This is a genomic window from Streptomyces sp. NBC_01264 (assembly GCF_026340675.1).
Classification (GTDB): domain Bacteria; phylum Actinomycetota; class Actinomycetes; order Streptomycetales; family Streptomycetaceae; genus Streptomyces.
Genome location: NZ_JAPEOX010000001.1, coordinates 3167283 through 3188899, shown reverse-complemented (window position 1 = coordinate 3188899; position 21617 = coordinate 3167283). Strand labels below are relative to the sequence as shown.

General features: G+C 73.6%; 17 protein-coding genes. 5 read left to right on the top strand and 12 right to left on the bottom strand.

The features are described 5' to 3' along the window. The first annotated feature begins 150 nt into the window (after positions 1-150). Positions 151-1179: an endonuclease/exonuclease/phosphatase family protein gene (locus OG435_RS14540; protein WP_266877248.1), complete on the top strand. Its 1029-nt coding sequence runs from the start codon at positions 151-153 to the stop codon at positions 1177-1179. Between the two features lie 18 nt (positions 1180-1197). Here OG435_RS14540 and OG435_RS14535 read toward each other — a convergent pair whose 3' ends face one another. The 4 genes from OG435_RS14535 to OG435_RS14520 all read right to left on the bottom strand — a co-directional run bounded on the left by OG435_RS14535 (position 1198) and on the right by OG435_RS14520 (position 6792). Continuing rightward, positions 1198-2952 carry an NAD+ synthase gene (locus OG435_RS14535; protein ID WP_266877247.1) on the bottom strand — a complete coding sequence of 585 codons (1755 nt, stop codon included), beginning with the start codon at positions 2950-2952 and terminating at the stop codon, positions 1198-1200. A 79-nt stretch (positions 2953-3031) separates the two neighbouring features. After that, positions 3032-4324, bottom strand: coding sequence for a DUF4190 domain-containing protein (locus OG435_RS14530; RefSeq protein ID WP_266877246.1), 1293 nt, complete (start codon positions 4322-4324; stop codon positions 3032-3034). 176 nt (positions 4325-4500) lie between these two features. Next, positions 4501-6144, bottom strand: coding sequence for a multicopper oxidase family protein (locus tag OG435_RS14525; RefSeq protein ID WP_266877245.1), 1644 nt, complete (start codon positions 6142-6144; stop codon positions 4501-4503). A 90-nt stretch (positions 6145-6234) separates the two neighbouring features. Continuing rightward, entirely contained in the window at positions 6235-6792 is a 558-nt protein-coding gene (locus OG435_RS14520) for a hypothetical protein (RefSeq protein WP_266877244.1), read from the bottom strand. Between the two features lie 72 nt (positions 6793-6864). Here OG435_RS14520 and OG435_RS14515 point away from each other — a divergent pair, with 72 nt between their 5' ends. Together OG435_RS14515 and OG435_RS14510 are read left to right on the top strand one after the other, a co-directional pair. After that, positions 6865-7671, top strand: a complete 807-nt coding sequence (locus OG435_RS14515) for a DUF998 domain-containing protein (protein WP_266877243.1) — start codon at positions 6865-6867, stop codon at positions 7669-7671. Next, positions 7668-8549: an alpha/beta fold hydrolase gene (locus tag OG435_RS14510; RefSeq protein WP_266877242.1), complete on the top strand. Its 882-nt coding sequence runs from the start codon at positions 7668-7670 to the stop codon at positions 8547-8549. Before OG435_RS14515 ends, OG435_RS14510 begins: the two co-directional genes overlap by 4 nt. Here the strand turns inward: OG435_RS14510 and OG435_RS14505 are convergent. From OG435_RS14505 to OG435_RS14490, 4 genes are all read right to left on the bottom strand, one after another. After that, complete coding sequence (locus OG435_RS14505; protein ID WP_266877241.1) at positions 8546-8983, bottom strand: CBS domain-containing protein; 438 nt, start codon at positions 8981-8983, stop codon at positions 8546-8548. The two genes, OG435_RS14510 and OG435_RS14505, sit on opposite strands and share 4 nt — an antisense overlap. 285 nt (positions 8984-9268) lie before the next feature. Then, positions 9269-9973 (bottom strand): DUF305 domain-containing protein, encoded by a 705-nt coding sequence (locus OG435_RS14500; protein ID WP_266877240.1) that lies wholly within the window; start codon positions 9971-9973, stop codon positions 9269-9271. Beyond that, positions 9970-10623: a DUF3105 domain-containing protein gene (locus OG435_RS14495; RefSeq protein ID WP_266877239.1), complete on the bottom strand. Its 654-nt coding sequence runs from the start codon at positions 10621-10623 to the stop codon at positions 9970-9972. Before OG435_RS14495 ends, OG435_RS14500 begins: the two co-directional genes overlap by 4 nt. 88 nt (positions 10624-10711) lie before the next feature. Beyond that, a complete protein-coding gene (locus tag OG435_RS14490; protein ID WP_266877238.1) occupies positions 10712-11128 on the bottom strand; it encodes a hypothetical protein in 417 nt (138 codons plus the stop codon). Between the two features lie 172 nt (positions 11129-11300). On the opposite strand from OG435_RS14490, the gene glnA reads away from it, so the two are divergent. Next, on the top strand, positions 11301-12662 hold the full coding sequence (gene glnA / locus OG435_RS14485) for a type I glutamate--ammonia ligase (RefSeq protein ID WP_266877237.1): 1362 nt from the start codon (positions 11301-11303) through the stop codon (positions 12660-12662). A 71-nt stretch (positions 12663-12733) separates the two neighbouring features. On the opposite strand, the gene OG435_RS14480 is transcribed toward glnA, so the two are convergent. The 4 genes from OG435_RS14480 to OG435_RS14465 form a co-directional block, all read right to left on the bottom strand. Beyond that, positions 12734-12976, bottom strand: coding sequence for a TM2 domain-containing protein (locus OG435_RS14480; RefSeq protein WP_266877236.1), 243 nt, complete (start codon positions 12974-12976; stop codon positions 12734-12736). 125 nt (positions 12977-13101) lie between these two features. After that, complete coding sequence (locus tag OG435_RS14475; RefSeq protein ID WP_266877235.1) at positions 13102-13500, bottom strand: DUF2752 domain-containing protein; 399 nt, start codon at positions 13498-13500, stop codon at positions 13102-13104. Positions 13501-13602: 102 nt separating this feature from the next. After that, positions 13603-15696 (bottom strand): PIG-L family deacetylase, encoded by a 2094-nt coding sequence (locus OG435_RS14470; RefSeq protein WP_266877234.1) that lies wholly within the window; start codon positions 15694-15696, stop codon positions 13603-13605. A 302-nt stretch (positions 15697-15998) separates the two neighbouring features. Next, positions 15999-18368, bottom strand: a complete 2370-nt coding sequence (locus OG435_RS14465; protein ID WP_266877233.1) for a PIG-L family deacetylase — start codon at positions 18366-18368, stop codon at positions 15999-16001. Positions 18369-18602: 234 nt separating this feature from the next. Here OG435_RS14465 and OG435_RS14460 point away from each other — a divergent pair, with 234 nt between their 5' ends. Continuing rightward, positions 18603-21590 (top strand): bifunctional [glutamine synthetase] adenylyltransferase/[glutamine synthetase]-adenylyl-L-tyrosine phosphorylase, encoded by a 2988-nt coding sequence (locus OG435_RS14460; protein WP_266877232.1) that lies wholly within the window; start codon positions 18603-18605, stop codon positions 21588-21590. Positions 21591-21617: the final 27 nt, after the last annotated feature.

Here is a 21617-nt window from a genome sequence, read left to right as displayed (position 1 = left end):
TGTGCGCGTTTGGTGACAAGCGGAACCCGTGCCGCTCGGCCGTTCGTCCTCCCGGACGTACGGCCGAGACAATCGGCGCGGAACCGTCCGTCCATCGCCTAGGGTCAAGAGGCGGGGACGGAGCGCGAGCACGGCAGCGAGGGCAGTGGCATGGCACAGGCGTACATGACGGAGACGGGGAGCGACGGCTCGGAGCCCGAGCCCTCCCGAACGGGTCTCCGGCGCCGGCTGGCCGAACTGCGGCGGGATCCGGGCATCTGGCGCCGCGGGATCGTGCTCGCCGCGCTGGCCGCGCTGATCTCGCTCGTCATGATCTTCCACGCCGAGCTGCCCAACGACATCGGGAACCTCGGCAGCCTCACCGAGACCTTCCTTCCCTGGCTGGGCCTGGCCGTCCCGCTGCTGTTCGCCGCCGCGCTCTTCCGCAAGTCCGCGACCGCGCTGATCGCGATACTGCTGACCGCCGCGGTCTGGGTGAACCTCTTCGGCGGCCTGGTCACCGACAAGGCGCAGACCGGCGGCAACCTCACGGTCGCCACCCACAACGTCGACGCCGACAACGCCGACCCGGCCGGCACGGCCGCCTCGGTCGCCGGGGCCGGAGCCGACGTCCTGGCCCTGACCGAGCTCAAGGGCAGCGCCGTCCCCGTCTACGAGAAGGCCCTCGCGAGTGCGTACAAGTACCACTCGGTCGAAGGCACCGTCGGGCTGTGGAGCAAGTACCCGCTGGTCTCCAGTCAGCCCGTGGACATCAAGATGGGCTGGACCCGGGCCATGCGCGCCACCGTCAAGACCCCCTACGGAGACGTGGCGGCCTTCGTGGCGCACCTCCCCTCGGTCCGCGTCAAGCTCAAGGCGGGCTTCACCGCCAACCAGCGCGACAACAGCGCCGACGCCCTCGGCGCCGCGCTCGCCGCCGAACCGCTGCAGCGGGTCATCCTGCTCGGCGACCTCAACGGAACGGTCAACGACCGGGCCCTGTCCGAGGTCACCTCGCAGCTGCGTTCCACCCAGGGCGCGTCCGGCGACGGCTTCGGCTTCAGCTGGCCCGCGCAGTTCCCGATGGCCCGCATCGACCAGATCCTGGTCCGCGGGGTCACCCCGAAGGCCTCCTGGACCCTGCCCCGCACGGGCAGCGACCACCTGCCGATCGCCGCCCGGGTCGCCGTAGGGCCGTAGGGCACCGCGTCGCGGGGGTCAGGCCCGCTCGCGCCAGCCGTTCGTGATGGGCAGCCGGCGGTCTTTGCCGAAGCCCTTCGCAGAGATCTTCGTGCCCGGCGGGTACTGCCGGCGCTTGTACTCGGCGGTGTCCACCATCCGCAGGGTCTTCGCGACCAGCTCCGGGTCGTAGCCCGCCGCGACGATCGCCTCCAGGCCCTGGTCGCGGTCCACGTACAGCGCCAGGATCCCGTCCAGCACGGGGTAGTCCGGCAGCGAGTCCGTGTCCACCTGCCCCGGGCGCAGTTCGGCGCTCGGCGGCTTGACGATGGAGTTCTCCGGGATCGGCGGAGTCTCGCCGCGCTCGGCCGCCGCCCGGTTGCGGTACTCGGCGAGGCGGAAGACGTCCGTCTTGTACACGTCCTTGATGGGGCCGTACGCGCCCACCGAGTCCCCATACAGGGTGGAGTAGCCGACGGCCAGCTCCGACTTGTTGCCCGGGGCCAGCACGATGTGGCCCTCCTGGTTGGAGAGCGCCATCAGCAGGGTGCCGCGCAGCCGGGACTGGAGGTTCTCCTCGGCGAGGCCGGTCAGGCCCAGCGCGCCCATGTACGCGTCGAACATCGGCTCGATCGACACGGTCCGGAAGTTCAGGCCGGTCCGCGAGGCCAGCTCGGCCGCGTCGCCCCGGGAGTGCTCCGAGGAGTACTTGGACGGCATCGAGACGCCGTACACGTTCTGCGCGCCGATCGCGTCGCAGGCGATCGCGGCGACGAGCGCGGAGTCGATGCCGCCGGAGAGGCCGATCAGGACCGAACGGAACCCGTTCTTCCGTACGTACGCGCGCAGACCCACGACCAGCGCGTCGTAGATTTCCTCGTCGTCCTCCAGCCGGTCGGCGTAACCGCCCGTCACGACCGGCTCGTACGGCTCCACCGGCTCCTCGGTGAGGATCACGCGGTCGATGCGCAGGCCGTCGTCCACGACGCCCTCGACGGGGGTGGTCGAGGCGGCCGGCAGGTCCAGGTCGACCAGGACGCAGCCCTCGGAGAACTGCGGGGCGCGCGCGATGACCTCGCCCGCGGAGTCGACGACGATCGAGTCCCCGTCGAAGACCAGCTCGTCCTGACCGCCGATCATCGCCAGGTAGGCGAGCGTGCAGCCGGCCTCCTGGGCGCGCTTCTGCACCAGTTCCAGGCGCAGGTCGTCCTTGTTGCGCTCGTACGGGGACGCGTTGACCGAGATCAGCAGCCCGGCCCCGGCGGAGCGGGTGGCGGGGACGCGCCCGCCCTCCTGCCAGAGGTCCTCGCAGATGGCCAGGGCCACGTCCACGCCCCGCACCCGGATCACCGGCTGGGTGTCGCCCGGCACGAAGTACCGGAACTCGTCGAAGACGCCGTAGTTGGGGAGGTGGTGCTTGGCGAAGCGCAGGACGACCTGCCCGCCGTACAGCACGGCGGCCGCGTTCTCCGGGGACCCCGCCGGGCGGCCGAGCCGGGGCGCGGCCTTCTCCGTACGGTCGAGGTAGCCGACGACGACCGGGAGGTCCCCGAACCCCTCGGCCGCCAGGCGCCGCGCGAGTTCGAGCAGCGCCTGGCGGGAGGCCTCGACGAAGGAGCCGCGCAGGGCGAGGTCCTCGACGGGGTACCCGGTCAGCACCATTTCCGGAAACGCCACCAGGTGGGCGCCCTGTTCGGCGGAGTGCCGGGTCCAGTGGACGACCGAGTCGGCGTTGGCGGCGATGTTGCCGACCTGCGAGTCGATCTGATTCAGAGCGAGGCGTAGTTGAGGCACGCGGCCCAGTCTAATCGTCTTTCTGACGCGATGTCCTGTGAGTCGCCGCGGTCGCCGCAGTCGCCGGAGCCGCGCCGGTTCAGCGGCCGATCGGGCCGGACCAGATCGCGTCGTCGTAGTCGATGCCGGGCGCGATCTCGAAGTGCAGGCTCTTGGTGCCCTCGGGGACGAGGAAGGCGAAGGTGCCGGTCATGGACTCGCCGGCCAGGACCGAGCCGTCGAACAGCTTCGGCACGGATCCGTCGAAGACCATCTCGGCCTCCGTGCCCTGGTCGTCGCGGGCGTGCGGCAGGGAGAGGCTGACGTCGAGCGCGGTGCCCGAGTTGTTGACGATCTTCACCTTGACCTTGACCGCGTTGCCGTTGCGGGCCTCTTTCGGGGCGGCCGTCGAGGACGGCGTGTACGGGACCGCGCTCTGCACGGTGACCTGGACCCCGTTCTTGTAGGTGTAGGGCGTGCCCCAGGCCAGGGCCGAGGTGATGCCCGGGGTGTCGGTCGGCGAGGGCGAGGGCTTGGGGGCGGGGGCCGAGGGCTCGGCGTAGTCGTAGTCGTAGTCGTAGTCGTCGTCGTAGTCGTAGCGCGCGCGGTTGTCGGCGACGGTCTCGTCGATCTTGTGGATGACGTGCGCGGTGATGAACCAGCCGCCGACGGAAGCGCCGAGGCCGAGGACGGCCAGCGCGGTGCCGACCGCGGCCATCGTGGCGCGGGGAGCTCCCCGGCGGGACTTGACGACGGCCGCGATGCCCAGGCCGACGCCGGTCAGCGCGAGGAGGGCGCCGGCCCAGAAGAAGAAGGGGACGAGGCCGACGAAGATGCCGAACAGCCCGAGGAGCAGGGCGGCGACGGCCGGGCCGTTCGTGGCGGGCGGGGGAGGCGGGAAGCCGGGCGCGTGCGGGCCGCCGGGGTAACCGGCGCCGTAGCCGGGCGCGGCCCAGGGGTTCCCGGAGGCGGGCGCGGGGCCTCCGGGGGCGCCCGGGGCGCCGTACGGAGCTCCCCACACGGGCGCCGGGGGAGTGGTCGCGGCCGCCGGGGCGGGGGTGACCGGGGCGAAGGAACCGGGGGCAGGGGCGGGGGCGGCGGGGACGGCGTTCGTGGGTTCAGCCGGGATGGCGGCCGGGGCCGGGGCCGGGACGGCGTCCGCGGGCTCGGCGGGGACGGCGTTCGTGGGTTCAGCCGCTACGGCCACCGGGGCCGGGCCCGGGACGGCGTCTGCCGGTTCGGCGGGGACGGCGTCCGCAGGTTCGGCCGGGGGCTTCTCGAGGGACAAGGGCTGCGCGGGCGCCGGTATGCGAGCCGTCTCGGGTACGGGCGTGCCCGCGGGCTCCGTCGGCGGACCGGACGGGGTGCTGGGCGGGTTCGGCGGGGTGCTCATACCGGTGGGAAGTCCTTCGGATCGCAAATTCGGCGCGTGACGATCACCAGCCTGTCATGGAATCCGAGCTCCCTGCCGGGCATTTCGGCCCCCTGGGACCCCTCCCGGCCGGGCCGCCGGCGCGCGCGACGGCGCGCCGGCGGCCCGGCTGCGGTACGGGATCCGGAGAGGACGGCCTAGCGCTGGTAGCCGATCACTGTCATCATCCCGGCCTCCGAGTGGTAGACGTTGTGGCAATGCACCATCCACAACCCGGGGTTGTCGGCGTCGAAGTCCACCGTCAGCCTCCCGTTGGGCAGGACCACCGCCGTGTCCTTGCGGGCCCCGCCGGGCCGGCCGCCGAGGGCGAAGGTGTGCCCGTGCAGGTGGAGCGGATGCCACATCGTTGTGGAATTGTCGAACTCCAGCCGGACGCGTTCCCCCGCCTTCACCGGGTGCCGCTGGTCGGGAGCGTACGGCTTGCCGTCGAAGGCCCAGTCGTACTTCGCCATCCCGCCGGTCAGCTTGATCCGCACCGTACGGTCCGGTGCGCGCGCGGCCAGGGCCACCGGCTCGGCGGCCTTCAGGGTGTCCGCCGTCAGCGGCCGCCCGGACAGCTCGGCGGGCCGGGTCGCGGCGGTCGGCGCCGCCCCCGAACCGGTGCGCAGCACCGCGAGCGCCGACGCCGCGTCACCCTTGCCCTCGGCGAGCGCGGTCAGCGGGAACACCCCGTCGCCCGCCGTCACCAGGACGTCGTAGCGCTCGCCCATGCCCAGCAGCAGCGAGCGCGCGGCCGCGTGCTCGACGGGGAAGCCGTCGGTGTGGGTGACCGTGAACTCGTGGCCGCCCAGGGCGATCCGGAAGGCGGTGTCCCCGCCCGCGTTGACGATCCGGAGCCGGATCCGGTCGCCGGGGCGGGCGGTGAAGACCGAGGGGTCCTCGGGGGTGCGGCCGTTGACCAGGTAGTGGGGGTACGCGACGTCGCCCGGGTCCTTGCCGAGGACCTCGCTGACCCCGCCCATGAGGACCCGGGACGGGCCGCCGCTCGCGGCGGGCGCGGGCGTGCCCATGGAGCCGGAGCCGGAGCCGTGGCCCGAGTGGCCGCCGCCGCCCGAGCTCGGGTCCATGCCCTTGCGGAGCTCGCCGAGCACGGCGTCGGGGGTGGAGCCGTCGACCCCGTCGAGCCAGTCGTCGAGCACGACCACCCACTCCTTGTCGTAGGAGAGGGGCTCCTTGGGGTCCTCGACGATCAGTGGCGCGTACAGGCCGCGGTCCTGCTGGACCCCGGAGTGCGGGTGGAACCAGTACGTCCCGGGGTGCGGGACGGCGAACTCGTACGCGAAGGAGCCGCCCGGCGCGATGTCCCGCTGGGTCAGCCCCGGTACCCCGTCCATGTCGTTGCGCAGGGCCAGGCCGTGCCAGTGCAGGGAGGTGGCTTCGGGGAGGTGGTTGGCCAGGGTCAGGGCGAGGGTGCCGCCCGCGGTGACCCGTACCTCCCGGCCCGGGAGCTGGTCCCCGTACGCCCAGGAGCGGACGGTGCGGCCGGCGCCGAGGTCGAGCGGGGTGGCGGTGGCCGTCAGCCGGACCTCGGTGCGCGGGCCGGTGGCCTTGCGGGCGGTCTCGGCGGCCCGCACCTCGGCGCCGGCCGGGTCCACGTAGCCGCCGGGGGCGGGCGAGGACCCCTCGCCCGTGGAACCGGAGCCGTGGTCCCTGTCGGCCATGCCGGAGCCCGAACAGGCGGCGAGCAGCCCGGAGCCGGCGAGGGCGGCGCCGGCGCCGAGGACGGCGCGGCGGGAGGGGGAGGAAGCGGAAAGTGACGTGCGCGGGGAAGAGGAGCGCATGGCGGAACACCTCGTGATGGTGTGAGGCGGGCAGGTGGGCACCGTCTGCCGCCGCCCCGGAGGCATGCGGGGGCGACGACGGAGCCCGGCCTATACGCGCAGCACCGTCAGCAGGTCGAGGAGTTCGCGGGGTGGTGGCGGGTCGGGACCGCCGGACCGGCCCGGCGCGCGTGCCGCACCCCCGAGCGGCGCGGCACGGCGCGGGCCGGCCAGTCCGGCTCCGAGGACCAGCAGGGTGAGGGCGCCGAGCACGGCGAGACACACGGACATGGGGTCCATGCCGGTGTGCCGCGGGCTCGGGGCCCCGAAGGTGGTGACGGCGGCGGAGGCCGGGGTGGTGGCGGCAGGGGCTGCCGAGTGGGACCGGGCCGGCGACTCTGCCGAGGCCATCGAGGCCATCGAGGCCATCGAGGCCATCGAGGCCGTCAGGTCTGGGGCGGTGTCCGGTCGGCCGCCGTGCGCCGACCCGGACGGCGTATGGCCGGCCGGGGGAACGAAACGGAGCGACGGCACGTCATCCATGGCGTGGGCCGGTGTCGGATGGCCCAGCGTGTGCATGCCCGCGATGCCCAGCAGCAGCGCGGCGAAGAGCAGCAGCCGGGGCCACCGGACTGCTGCTCGCCGAGTGCGCGGAGCTGGGCGGGTCATGGGCGGAACCCTACCCGGGGTGGGTATCCGATCGTCGGACCGGGACCGGCCGCGTTTAGGATTAGTCACACTATGTCCACAAAAGACCCGCCGGTGAGTCCGCTGAAGTCGCTGAATCCGCTCAAGCACCTGAAGCCCGTGAAGTCCCGGAGGTCCGTGAACAGCTCCTCCGCCGCGCCGGGTCCCTCCTTCACGCCCCGGACCGGCGCCCGCGCCGTGGCCCTCCTCATCGGGCTCGGCGCCGCCGCCTACACCGCGTGGGTCCTCGAAGTCGTCCTCTCCACGGGCCTCAACCCCATCGAGACCTACGTCAGCGAGCTCGCGGCCCAGGGCCAGCCGCTCGGCGGCCTGTTCCGGGCCACCGACTTCACCGCCGGCCTCCTCGTCCTCCTCGGCGGCCTCCTGGCCCTGCTTCGCCTCGCCCGGCGCGTGGAACCCCGCCGCCTGTGGTCCGTCGCCGGCTGGTCCGGGATCACCCTCTTCGGCGCCGCCACCGCGGCCGACGCCTGGCTGCCGCTGAGCTGCACGCCCACCGTGGACCCCGAATGCGCGGCGCGGGAGACCGCCGGGCTGGTCCCCGCCACGCATCAGGCGCACGCCGTCAGCAGCAGCCTCGCCATGACGGGTGCGCTCGTCGGCATCGTGGCCCTGACGCTCGCGGCCCGCCGCTACGGCATCCTCGCCCCGCTCGCGCGCTTCGGGCCCGTACTCGTCGTACTCGAACTGCTCGCCACCGTCTGGACCCTGGTCTCCATCGCCCTGTTCACCGCCGGGCACGGCACCTGGGCGCTCGGCGCCGGGCAGCGGCTCCAGGTGCTGTTCGTGGCCGTCTGGCTGGGCCTGCTCGCCCACTCCGTCCACCGCGAACGCCGTACGTGAGCGGACGCCAGGCCTCGCCCGCCCCCGGGAGGTTCGTACGCCTCCGCGCCGACGGGGCGCCGCTGCACGTCCTCGTGGAGGGCTGCGGACCGCCGGTCGTCCTCAGCGCCGGGCTCGCCATGGCCTGGTTCGACTGGGACTCCGTGGCGGAGCTGCTCGTCGCCGCGGGCCGTACCGTCGTCCGCTTCGACCGGCCCGGGCACGGGCTCAGCGGGCCCGCCGTGAGGCCGCCGAGCGCCGCCGGGGAGGCGCACCGGATCGCCGGGCTGCTGGACGCGCTGGGTCTGGGCGCCGAGCGGGTCACCGTGGCCGGGCACTCCCTCGCCGGGTTCCACACCGAGGCCTTCGCCCGGCTGTACCCCGGGCGCACCGCCGCCCTGGTGCTGGTCGACAGCAGCGTGGAAGAGCGGCCGCCCCGTACGGCCCTGCCCGCAGGGGTGCGCACCGGCGCCGCCCGGCTGCTCGGCCGGGCCGTGACCGCCGTCGGGCTGCCGGCCGTGCTGGGCCCCCCGGCCCGGCGGGCCGCCGTACGGGCAGCACGCGCGGGCGGCGCGGACCCGGCCCCGCGGGAGCTCGTACGCCGCTGCTACCGGACCGGCCGGGTCTGGCGCGGAGCCCTGCTGGAGAACTCCCGCTACCCCGACACGGCCGCCGAGGTACTGGCGCTGCGCGCGGAGCTGCCGCTGACCGCGCCCGTCACCGTCCTGGCCGGCCACGACTCCGGCGCGCGCCGCCCGGACCTGGGCTGGCTGGGCCGCCAGGCAGCGCTGGCCGACGCGCTGGGCGCCCGGTTCGTGGTCGCGGAGCCGGCCGGACACCTGGTCATGCTGGACCGCCCGCACCAAGTGGCGCGGGCGGTCCTGGATGCGGAGGCCTAGGCCGTCTTCTTCGGCCTGGCTCCGGCGTAGACCTTCTCCGCCCAGCCGGCTATCTGCTCCTCCGACAGGTGCTTGGCCAGATCGGCCTCGCTGATCATCCCGACCAGGCGCTTGTTGTCGATGACCGGGAGCCGGCGGATCTGGTGGCTCTGCATCTCCTCCAGCACCTCGGAGACGTCGGCGCCCGCGTCGATCCAGCGCGGGGTGCCCTGGGCCATGTCGCCGGCCGTGATCTTCGACGGGTCGTGGCCCTTGGCCACACAGCCGACGACGATGTCACGGTCGGTCAGGATGCCGCAGAGACGTTCGTTGGAGTCGCTGATGGGCAGCGCACCCACATTGAGCCGGCTCATCAGCTGAGCGGCCCGGTCCAGGGTTTCGGTGGCGGGGATCCACTGGGCCCCGGGGTGCATGATCTCGCCGGCGGTGGTCATCGCGTCAACCTCCTGAGCACGCCGTAGCGGCCGGGCGCGGGTGCGCCCGCCTCGGCGTCCTCATCCTCGTTCGGCCGTTCGGGTCCCGCGACTCCAGACGGGTGAGGGTGGGCCGTACGGGTGAGGCCCGGGGCTCCGCCCCGGACCCCCCTGGGGCTCCGCCCCGGACCCCCCTGGGGCTCCGCCCCGGACCCCCCTGGGGCTCCGCCCCGGACCCCCCTGGGGCTCCGCCCCGGACCCCGCGCCTCAAACGCCGGCGGGGCTGGATTTCCCAGCCCCGCCGGGTCACCCTGTCGCCGGGGGCTCCGCTCCGCGCTGTTTCAGCATGTCGGCCATCAGCTGGAGCTCCGACTGCTGGGCCTCGACCATGCCCTGGGCCAGTGCCCGCTCGGCCGGGTTCTCGCACTGGGTGGCACACCCCTGGGCCATCACGACGCCGCCCTTGTGATGGTCGGTCATCAGGCGCAGGTAGAGCACCTCGGCGTCCCGGCCCTCGGCGGAGCCGAGCTGCGCGAGGTCCTCCTTGGTGGCCATGCCGGGCATCAGCGCGCCGGGCTTGGTGACGGCCCCGGCCATATCGTGGCCGGCCATGCCGTGCTCCGCGCCGTCGGTGCCCATCCAGGACATCGGCGGCTCGTCGGCCACGACCTTCGGCAGGCCCCACATGTCCAGCCAGCCCAGCAGCATGCCGCGCTGGTTGGCCTGGGTGTTGGCGATGTCGTAGGCGAGGGTGCGCACCGGCTCGTCCTTCGTACGGTCGCGCACGATGAAGGACATCTCCACCGCCTGCTGGTGGTGGACCGCCATGTCCCGGGCGAAGCCCGCGTCGGCGGAGTAGAGCCCCGGCGTACGGGAGGCCTCGGGAGCGGAATCGGCTCCCCCCGCGGTGGCGACCGTGGCCCCCACCGCGAAGAGCAGCGCCAGGCCGACGGCCGAGCCCGCGGCCCAGTACGTACGGGCCACGGAGCCCTTGCCGGCCGTACGGGTCACTTGTCGGCCAGCCCGTTCGTGCAGGCCGCGCCCGGCTCGGGGGTCTGCGCGCCCTGCACGTACTTGGTGAGGAACGCCGCCACGCGGGCGTCGTCGGCCTTGTCCACGGTCAGCTGCTTGCCCCACGCGCTGAGCATGATCGTGCCGGACTGCTCCTTGACGGGGCTCATCAGCGTGTACGGGCGCTTGGACACCGTGCCCGCGAGCTTCTCCACGTCGGCCGGGGCGGCCTTCTCGTTGTACGTCACCCACACGGCGCCGTGCTCCAGCGAGTGCACGGCGTTGATCTCGGGGATCGGGTTCTTGTAGACATCGCCGTTGCAGTTCATCCAGCGGGGGTTGTGGTCCCCGCCGACCGGCGGGGTCATCTCGTACTTCACCGGGGTCTCGACGTGATTGCGGCCGAGCTTCTTGGCGTCCCAGGTCTGCTCGCCCGCGACCGGCGCCTTGGCGAGGGCCTTCTTGGCGTCTTCCTCGTTCTGCTGGTTGATCATCACCCACGCGCCGAAGCCGATGAGCCCGGTGACGATGGCGGCCGAGGTGGTGATCGCGATGGCCTTGTTGCGCCGGTCGCGCGACTGGTCGGCGCGGCGCATCTCGGCTATCCGCGCCTGGCGGGAGTTGTTGGTTTCGGACTTCCTGCTGGCCATGGCCCTGAATCCTTTGTGCTGAGGGGGGTGGAGGGGAGAACGCGCTGCTTTGAGAGCGCGCTGCCTGAGCGCCGTCGAACCGGACCGGTCAGGTCCGCAGCACCTGGAGGGCGTACAGGTCGGGGCCGCGCGCGAGCGCCGCAGGGGGACGGATCCCCTGCGCGGGCCCGGGGAGCACGGCGGGCGCGGTCGGCGCCCCGCCGGCCATCAGGACCGCGGGCGGCGCCGGGGGCAGCAGTCCGGGCTGAACGTGCGAGAGAGGAGAGCAGCCCGGCCGGTCGTACGGCGCCGCGCAGACGGCGCGGTGCGCGCCGGGGGCGTGGGCCGCGTGCCTGGCGCGCGCACCCGGGCCCGCGGCGGCCGGATCCCCGGCCCCGGCCCCGGCCCCGGCCGTCCGGCACAGGAACGCCGTACCGGCCAGCACCCCGAAGGCCATCAGGAGGACGGCGCGCCGGAGGAGCGGACGTCTCCGACGTCCCTGCTCGTCCCGCGCATGGCCCCCCATGGGCGCCGATGGTAATGCTCATGACCGGCTCAAGGTCAGTGCGGGGGTGCCACCGGCTTTCCGGGGTGCGTAATCTGGCGGAAACCACCGCTGGCGATACTGGGCCGGCCCGACTGTGCCCGTGCCCTCGCGGCAGTGGTGCACAGGCCGCCTGAACTGCGAGGATGAAGCCATGGACAAGCAGCAGGAATTCGTCCTCCGGACGCTCGAGGAGCGCGACATCCGCTTCGTGCGCCTGTGGTTCACCGACGTACTGGGCTTCCTGAAGTCCGTAGCGGTCGCGCCGGCGGAGCTGGAGCAGGCCTTTGACGAGGGCATCGGGTTCGACGGCTCGGCGATCGAGGGGTTCGCGCGGGTCTACGAGTCCGACATGATCGCCAAGCCGGACCCGAGCACCTTCCAGATACTGCCGTGGCGCGCGGAGGCCCCCGGAACGGCGCGGATGTTCTGCGACATCCTGATGCCGGACGGCTCGCCCTCCTACGCGGACCCGCGGTACGTCCTCAAGCGCATCCTGAACAAGACCTCCGACCTGGGCTTCACCTTCTACACCCACCCGGAGATCGAGTTCTTCCTGCTGAAGGACAAGCCGCTGGACGGCACCCGGCCCACCCCGGCCGACAACTCGGGCTACTTCGACCACACCCCGCAGAACGTCGGCATGGACTTCCGCCGCCAGGCGATCACGATGCTCGAATCCATGGGCATCTCGGTCGAGTTCAGCCACCACGAGGGCGCCCCCGGCCAGCAGGAGATCGACCTGCGCTACGCCGACGCCCTCTCGACGGCCGACAACATCATGACCTTCCGCCTGGTCATGAAGCAGGTCGCCCTGGAGCAGGGCGTCCAGGCCACCTTCATGCCGAAGCCCTTCTCGGAGTACCCCGGTTCGGGCATGCACACCCACCTGTCCCTCTTCGAGGGCGACCGCAACGCCTTCTACGAGTCGGGCGCCGAGTACCAGCTCTCCAAGGTCGGCCGCTCCTTCATCGCGGGCCTGCTCAAGCACGCCGCCGAAACGGCGGCCGTGACCAACCAGTGGGTGAACTCCTACAAGCGCATCTGGGGCGGCTCCTCGCGCACCGCCGGCTCCGGCGGCGAGGCCCCCTCGTACATCTGCTGGGGCCACAACAACCGTTCGGCCCTGATCCGCGTCCCGATGTACAAGCCGGGCAAGACGGGCTCCTCCCGCGTGGAGGTCCGCTCGATCGACTCGGGCGCCAACCCGTACCTGACGTACGCCGTCCTCCTGGCCGCGGGCCTCAAGGGCATCGAGGAGGGCTACGAGCTCCCGGCCGGCGCCGACGACGACGTCTGGGCCCTGTCCGACGCGGAACGCCGCGCGATGGGCATCGAGCCCCTCCCGCAGAACCTCGGCGAGGCCATCGCCCTGATGGAGAAGAGCGAACTGGTCGCCGAAACCCTCGGCGAGCACGTCTTCGACTTCTTCCTCCGCAACAAGAAGCAGGAGTGGGAGGAGTACCGGAGCGAGGTCACGGCCTTCGAGCTACGCAAGATGATGCCGGTGCTGTAACCCGCGCGGATACGCCTACGGCCGGCCCCCTCCGTCTCGAGGGGGCCGGCCGTACGACGTGACGGGGCACGTCAGCCGCGCAGCACGCGGCCCTGGCTGTCGGTGCGGTCGTTCTTCACGAAGAACAGGATGCCGTCGATCAGGGCCCAGAAGCCGAGGCCGCCGCAGGTGAGCAGCTGGGCGATGGCCATGCCGGTGTGGCCGGTGTAGAAGCGGCCGATGCCGAAGCCGCCGAGGAAGATCTGCAGCAGACCGGCCGTCACCTTGGACTTGTCGGAGTACTGCTGACCGTTCGGGGCGATGTTCTGGGACATGCGAAAGCTCCTTGCGAACTGCTGTATGGGGACGTGTGCCGCGACCCGTTGGGCCTCGGCGGAACTACTGACCTGCGACGGTTGTCGATGGTTGCGCTGCGGTTCGCAACGTGATCAACCCGTGATCACATGACCGCATTTCGAACAATCGTCCAGGTCAGGGCGACCCCCACGATGACAGCCCGCCCCGGGATCCCGATCACCGGGTGGTACTTCCGCCCGCGCAGGCCTTCGGTGACCCAGCGGCCGTAGAGGAAGAGGGCCAGCGGCAGCCCCAGCAGCAACAGCGCCGCGTTGTCGTGGAAGGCCGCGACGAAGTCGCCGTGCAGGATGTCGTAAGCCATCCGCGTGCCGCCGCAGGCCGGGCAGTCCAGGCCCGTCAGCCAGTTGAAGGGGCAGCGGGGGAGCCACTGGCCGGGCCGGTGCGGATCGGTGCCCCAGAGGTACGCGGCTCCCGCGCCCAGCACCGCGAGCGAAGCCAGCGGGGCCGCCGCCGGGCGACGGAGCAGCGACGTGTGTGACATGGGTGCTCCCTCCTTGGCTTGGCGTACCCGCACGGGGGCGTGTGCGGGCGACCGGAGGGGTCATCTTCGCACCGGGGTTCCCGCCCGGTGCCGGGTGGTCGCTTACGCGGGCGGTACCGCGCGGTGCCAGGTGGTGCGGTTCGGGGTGGAGGAGGGGGTGGTGACGTGGAGTTCGGCGTCCAGGCCGAGGACCGCGACGGTCGTCGGGCCGCCCGGTTCCTGGATGCCCGCCGGGGCGCCCGCGTAGAGCATCCGGGACTCCGTCCACGCCGGCGGGCCGCCGAGGCCCGTCGTGCCCACGGTGCCCAGGTCGGCCCGGCCCGATATGAGGCGGCCCGCCACGGCCACCGCGCCGTAGCCCGCCCGGCCGCCGGCCTCCGTGACGCTGGAGACGGTGGGCTTCGCGGCGCCGGCCGCTGCCGTGACCAGGGCGGTGCGTACGACGCCCGAGTCGGGGCGCCGGAAGTACAGGCGGACGCCCGCCGCTTCCGGGGCGGCGGTGAGGGGGACGGTGGTGGCCGGGAGCCCGGTCGGGAAGGGGCCGGCGAGCGGGGCGCCCGGGGCGGGCTGGATCCAGGCCAGCACCGACTGGGTGGTCGCGGCGTAGAGGTGGCGGCGCCCGGCGGAGTCGGTGGCGGTCACCGGGTCGGACTGGAGGTCGGCGCCGCCCAGCTGCTGCCAGGCGCCGAAGGCGCCCGAGGGCTCCTGGGCGCGGGCGCGCAGGGTGCGCTTGGAGTCGCGGACGTACACCGTCAGCAGCCCGTCCGGGCCGGCGACCACCGCGGGCGCGCTGATCGAGGAGGTGCCGCCGTCGTCCTGGGGCTCCGGGGTGCCGAGCGCGACCCACGCCCCGAACGGACCGCCGGGCGTGGACTGGGCGGCGTAGACGATCTCGCGCCGGTAGTCCTGCGGCCGGGTGCCGAAGCTGGTCCGGGTGGCGAAGACGGCGACGCGCCCGTCGGGGAGCCGCGCGGTGGTCGCGCCCGGGTCGATGCCGGTGCCCGGCAGCAGCACCGGGCCCTGCCAGGCGGCGCCGGCGCCGGTGCCGGCCCCGCGGTTCCAGACGGCCATCTGTCCGTCGAGGACGCCGAAGGCGTACAGCCGGCCGGTCGTGCCCTGCACCAGCCAGGAGGAGTGGTCGCCGCGCGCGTACCGCAGCGACTGGGCCCAGTTGTGGCCGGTCGGACTGCCCGCGACCTTGCGGTCGCCGCAGCCGGAGGGCGAGCCGCAGTAGTTCTGCCGGTCCTGCCACGCGTACGTCTTCAGGAAGCCGAGCTTCGCCTGGACCGTCTGCGGGTCCAGGGAGTGCGGCAGGGCGCCGTTGTGGTAGCCGACGTAGTTCTGCACGGTGAAGCGGGGGCGCTGCCCGACCGGGACCCGCGCGGCGTACGAGGCGGCCGCGGCCTGCGCGAACCGCGCCCCGTACATGTGGTCCTGATGGTCGGTGAGCTTGCCGGTGCCGGGGTACCGGCCCGGTGACGGGTCCTGCATCCGTATCGTCGTCGGCTTGTACCGCTCGAGGAACCCCGATATCGCCGCTATCACCTGGTCCTTGGTGTACGCGGGCGGCATCTTGACCGGAGTGCCCGCGGTGAGCTGCGGGGTGATCGCCGGTATCCGGCCGTTCCACAGGCCGCGCAGGCTGTCCGGGCTGTCGGCGAGCGGGGCGCGGGCCTCGCGCATCTGCAGCCAGACCAGATTGATCTGCGGCTTCGCTATGAGGACGTCGAGCTCGGCGTTGCCGCCGCCGGCGGTGGTGACGACCGTACGGCGCCACGGGCTGGTGCGGTCGCCGGTGGCCATCTGCGCGTAGGCCGCGCGTATGCCGTTCTGCCGGGCTTCCGCGTAGTGGGGGCGGTCGGCGGGCTGCGCCGGGTCCTTGGCCGCGCCGCCGTTGGCCTGGTTGCGGCCGTCGGCCTCGCCGGAGGTGAGGTACAGGGTGGTCAGCGGGGTACCGGCCAGCAGGGAGCGGCTGATGTCCGGGTTCATGAAGAACAGGTCGTCGTCCGGGTGGGCGACGATCTGGACGATCGAGCCGCTGGTGGCGCTCACGGGGGCGGCGGTCGAGGAGCCGGTTCCGGGGACGGCCTCGGCCGCGGTCTGCTGGCCGGAGGCGACGGCGAGCGCGCCGGTGACCCCGATGGTCAGCATCGGGACCACGGTCGCGAGGAGGAAACGTCGACGGGATACAGGCATGGGTGGCGTCGCCTTGAGGTCGTTCGGCAGGAAGAACCGGGTGAAGCTATCGGACAGTCAGTGAGAGTCCAATTCGCGCAAGTTGGTTCACCCGATCGCCGATGAATTCCGATTTGTCGAAAGGACCGCCCGGATATCCGGCGCGCGGGCGGTTCCTCTGTGTCCGAGATCACGTGCGCGGAGGCCGGCCGCCGCCGGTGCGCGCCCACCAAAAAACGCCCCCGTGGGGGGGCGTTGATCGGTTCGCGTGCGGCGCGGCCAAGGCGTGGCCAGAGCACGGTCAGGGCGTGGTCAGAGGAGGGTCAGGGCGCGCCGTTCGGCGGTCCCACCGGCTGCCACGGGGCCAGGTGCGCGTTCGGGTCGTCCGCCGCCGAGGTCACGTACAGCCGCCCGTCCAGCCCCATGACCGCCAGGTTCACCGTGCTCTTGCCGTTGAGCGTCGAGGAGGGCGCCCCGACGAACATCAGTGGCGTCCGCTCCCAGGGCCGGCCCGGGCCGATGTCGGAGCCCAGCCGGCCGCCCGCGGCCCGCCCGGCCAGCAGGCGGCCGCTCGCCGTCACCGCGCCGAAGCCCGACCGCCCGCCCAGGTCGGTGAGCCCGGTCATCCGCAGCCCGCCGGCGCCGGTGAACAGGGCGGTGCCGATCCCGCCCGAGTCCGGCTTGCGGAACCACAGCCGTACGCCGTCCTCCCGGCTCTGCGCCGTGATGGGCAGCGCCGGCGCCGGCAGCCCGGTCGCGGTGGCGGGGCCGAGCGGGGCGCCGGCCTTCGGCTGGGCCCAGCCCAGCACGGTCTTGGTGGTCGCGGCGAGGACCACGCGCCGGCCGGTGGCGTCGGTCGCGGCGACCGGGCTGCCGTGCAGGTCGGAGCCGCCGTACCGGTTCCACGGCCCCCAGGCGCCGGTCGGGGACTGCACCCGCCCGCGCAGCGTGTACGCGCCGTCGCGCACGTAGACCGCGAGCTGCCCGGAGCCGTCGAGGGCCACCGCGGGCGCGCTGATGTCGGAGGTCCAGTTGTCGTCGGAGGTCTCCGGGGTGCCGAGCACCGCCCACTCCCCGAACTCCTCGGAGCCGGGCGCCCGCTGCACGGCGTAGACGACCTCGCGCCGGTAGTCGGCGGGCCGGGCGCCGAAGGAGGTGCGGGTGCCGAAGGCGGCGATCCTGCCGTCGGCCAGCGTCACGGTGGTGATGCCCTGGTCCATGACGGTGCCGTCGGGTTCGGGCAGCAGCCGGGGGCCGCTCCAGGCGCCGAGCAGGCCGGTGCGGTGCCAGAGGGCGAGCTGCCCGTCGAGCACCCTGAACGCCCACAGGCCGTGCTCCTTGTCGGCGGCCAGCCAGGAGGTGGCGGTGCCGCGGGCGTAGTTGATGGTCGAGCTCCAGTGGTTGCCGGTCGGGCGGTCGGCGACCTTCAGGTCCCCGCAGCCGGCGGCGCTGCCGCAGTGGTTCTGCCGGTCGGTCCAGGCGTACGTGTCCAGGATGTCCAGTTTGGCCTTGGCCTCGTCCGGGGCGAGGGCGTTGGGGAGCCAGCCGTTGAAGTAGCCGAGGTAGTTCTGCACGGAGAAGTGCGGACGGTCCTTGACCTCCTTCGCGTAGGCGCCGAGCGCGACCTGGACGAAGCGGGCCCCGTAGAAATGGTCCTGATGGTCCGTGTAGTGCCTGCCGCCGTCGGGGTAGCGGCCGGGCGTCGGGTCCTGGGAGCGGACGGTGGTGGGCTCGTACCGCTTCAGGACGTCGACGAGGGTCCGTACGACCTGGTCCTTCGTGTACGTGAACGGCTGCTTGACCGGGCTTCCGGAGGCGAGCATCGACTCCAGCCGGGGGACCGTGCCGTCCCAGAGGCCGTGCAGGCTGTCGGGCCGGGGCGCCCAGACGTTGCCGGCCTCGCGCATCTGCAGCCAGACCAGATTGACCTGCGGCTTCGCCGTGAGGACGTCGATCTCGGCGTGGCCGCCGCCCGCGGTCTCCGTGACGGTGCGCTTCCAGGGGCTGTCCTTGTCGCCGGTGGCCATCTGCGCGTAGGCGGAGCGGATGCCGTTCTGGCGGGCCTCGGCGTAGGCGGCCTTGTCGGGCGGGGTGACGGCCACCTCGGCCGCGCGCGCGTTGATCCCGTCGGCCTCGCCGGAGGTGAGGTAGACCGAGGTGACGGGATGGCCCGCCGCTATGGAATAGCGCAGGTCCGGGTTCATGAAGTAGAGGTCGTCGTCGGGGTGCGCCAGCACCTGCAGCACCCGGCCGGCGCCCGTGAGGGCCGCCGGGTCGGCGTCCCCGGAGGTGGAGCCCGCCGCCTTGCGGTCGGCGGCGCCGGGGTGGGTGAGGGCGTCGAGGGCCCCGTTCCCCCAGAGCAGCGTCCCCCCGACGGCGGCGGCGACGACGGCGGCCACCGCACCGGCCACGAGGGCCTTGCCGGCCCTGCCGGCCCGCCCGCGCCGCCCGGGCCGCCCGGGCCGCCTGCCGGCGACCGCGCGGGCCCGGCGGGTACGGGCCTCGGCGCGGGTACCCCGAGTACGGACACCCGGGCCGGCGGGGACTCCGGACGGGTCTCCGGCGGGGGCTCCGGACGAGCCTCCGGCAGGGCCGCCCGGGGTGCCGGCGCCGAGGCCGTCGGCGGGGCCGCCGCCGGGGCCGTCGTTCCGCCGCGCGGAAGGTTCCTCGCCAGGACGTTCGGGGTCGTGCATCGGGGTCCTCCGGGCCGGTCGGCGGGGAACGGGCCCCATTGCGGCACAAGTGTGCCAAAAATCCGACAATACGCCCCACCGGGGATGCGGTGAGTCGAACGCCCGCTCCGGTTAGGCTCTCCCCGGGCGGAACCGCGGACCCTGCCGAAGCCGACAGACACCTGCCGGAGGCGGCATCCCGCGCGGCCGCCCGGCCAGGGCAAGGGCAGGCCCACGTACGCGGGAGGCGGCGGGATGACAGTCCCGGGACGCAGGAGCAGTACCTTCAGCCGGCTGGTGCGCAGCGGGTTCACCGACCCCTCGGCCGCCGCCCGGCTGCTCGACACCGACGTGCTGGCCGCCGTACGCACCGATCCGGTGCTCATCGACGCCCTCGGGGCCACCGCCGATCCCGACCTGGCCCTCCTCGGGCTGGTCCGCATCGCCGAGGCGCAGGCCCCCGAGGAGCTGCCCGTCCTCCTCGACACCCTCGTCAGCGCCAAACCCCTGCGCGACCGGCTCCTCGGCGTGCTCGGCGCCTCCGAAGCCCTCGGCGACCACCTCGCCCGCCACCCCCGGGACTGGCAGGCCCTCGTCACCTACGAGGCCGCCGACCTGCACCCCGGGCTGCCCGAGTTCGAGCAGGGCCTGGCCGGCGCCCACGACCCCGTCGAGCTGCGCGTCGCCTACCGCCGCTGCCTGCTGTCCATCGCCGCCCGCGACGTCTGCGGGACCATAGACGTGGCCCAGACCGCCGCCGAGCTCGCCGACCTGGCCACTGCCACCCTCCGCGCGGCCCTGCGCATCGCGAGCGCCGCCGCCCCCGAGGACGTGGCGCTCTGCCGGCTCGCCGTCATCGCCATGGGCAAGTGCGGCGGCAACGAGCTGAACTACGTCTCCGACGTGGACGTCATCTTCGTCGGCGACGCCGCCCCCGGCGCGGACGAGGGCAAGGCCGTCCAGGCCGCCGCCCGGCTCGCCTCCCACCTCATGCGGATCTGCTCCGAGACCACCGTCGAAGGCACCATCTGGCCCGTCGACGCCAACCTCCGGCCCGAGGGCCGAAACGGTCCGCTCGTCCGCACCCTCGCCTCCCACCTCGCCTACTACCAGCGCTGGGCCAAGACCTGGGAGTTCCAGGCCCTCCTCAAGGCCCGCGCCGTCGCCGGCGACGAGGCGCTCGGCGCCGAGTACATCGCCGCCATAACTCCCCTCGTCTGGCAGGCCGCAGAGCGCGAGAACTTCGTCCCCGACGTGCAGAAGATGCGCCGCCGCGTCGTGGACAACATCCCCGCCGCCCAGGTGGAGCGCGAGCTGAAACTCGGCCCCGGGGGCCTGCGCGACGTCGAGTTCGCCGTCCAGCTCCTCCAGCTCGTGCACGGCCGCTCCGACGCCACCCTGCACTCCGGCACCACCCTCGACGCGCTCACCGCCCTCGCCGCCGGCGGCTACGTCGGGCGCGCCGACGCCGCCCAACTGCACGACGCGTACCGCTTCCTGCGGGCCATGGAGCACCGCATCCAGCTCTACCGGCTGCGCCGCACCCACCTCGTCCCCGAGGACGAGGCCGACCTGCGCCGCCTGGGCCGCTCGCTGGGCCTGCGCACCGAACCCGTCGCCGAACTCAACAAGGCCTGGCGCCGGCACGCCTCCGTGGTCCGCCGCCTGCACGAGAAGATCTTCTACCGGCCGCTGCTCGACGCCGTGGCCCAGCTCGCCCCCGGCGAGACCCGGCTCTCCCCGCGCGCCGCCGGCCAGCGCCTCGAAGCCCTCGGGTACGCCGATCCGGCCGCCGCCCTGCGCCACCTCGAAGCCCTGGCCTCCGGCGTCACCCGCGCCGCCGCCATCCAGCGGACCCTGCTGCCCGTGCTCCTCGGCTGGTTCGCCGACTCCGCCGACCCGGACGCGGGCCTGCTGAACTTCCGCAAGGTCTCCGACGCCCTCGGCAAGACCCCCTGGTACCTGCGCCTGCTGCGCGACGAAGGCGCCGCCGCGGAGAACCTCGCCCGCGTGCTCTCCGCCGGACGCCTCGCCCCCGACCTGCTCATGCGCGCCCCCGAAGCGGTGGCCCTGCTGGGCGACCCCGAAGGCCTGGTTCCCCGTACCCACGAGGCCCTGGAGCAGGAGGTGCTCGCCGCCGTCGGCCGCGCCGGGACCCCGGAGGCCGCGGTCGCCGCCGCCCGCGGAGTCCGCCGCCGCGAGCTGTTCCGTACGACGGCCGCCGACATCATCGGCTCCTACGGTACGGAGGACAACCCGGCCGAGGAGGACCACGGAGCCCTGGTCGACCGGGTCGGCCGCGCCGTCTCCGAACTCACCGCCGCCACCGTCGCCGGAGCCCTGCGCGCTGCCGTCCAGGGCCACTGGGGCGACACCCTGCCCACCCGCTTCGCCGTCATCGGCGTCGGCCGCTTCGGAGGCCACGAGCTCGGCTACGGCTCCGACGCCGACGTCCTCTTCGTCCACGAGCCGCGCGAGGGCGTCGACGAACAGGAGGCCGCCAAGGCCGCCCAGCACGTCGTCTCCGAAATGCGCAGGCTCCTCCAACTCCCCACCGCGGACCCGCCGCTGCTCATCGACGCCGACCTGCGCCCCGAAGGCCGCTCCGGCCCGCTGGTCCGCACCCTGCCCTCCTACGCCGCCTACTACCGCCGCTGGTCCCTGACCTGGGAGTCCCAGGCCCTGCTGCGCGCCGAACCGGTGGCCGGCGACCTCGACCTGGGCCGGCGCTTCATCGACCTGATCGACCCGCTGCGCTACCCGATGGAAGGCCTCGGCGAGGACGCCGTCCGCGAGATCCGGCGCCTCAAGGCCCGGATGGAATCCGAACGCCTGCCCAGGGGCGCCGACCCGACCCTGCACACCAAGCTCGGCCGCGGCGGCCTCAGCGACGTCGAGTGGACCGTCCAGCTGATCCAGATGCGGCACGCCTGGGCGGAACCGGGCCTGCGCACCACCCGGACCCGCGAGGCCCTGGCCGCCGCGCACGCGGCCGGCCTGATCCCCACCGAGGAGGCGCAGATCCTCGACGAGGCCTGGGTCCTGGCCACCCGGGTCCGCAACGCCGTGATGCTGGTCCGCGGCCGCGCGGGCGACACCTTCCCCTCGGAGGCCCGCGAACTGGCCGCGGTCGGCCGCTACCTCGGCTACGCGGAGGGCACGGTCGGCGACATGCTGGAGGACTACCGGCGCATCACCCGACGGGCGCGGGGCGTGGTGGACGAGCTGTTCTACGCGGGCTGACCGGCCGCCGGCCGGTGCCGCGGTCGG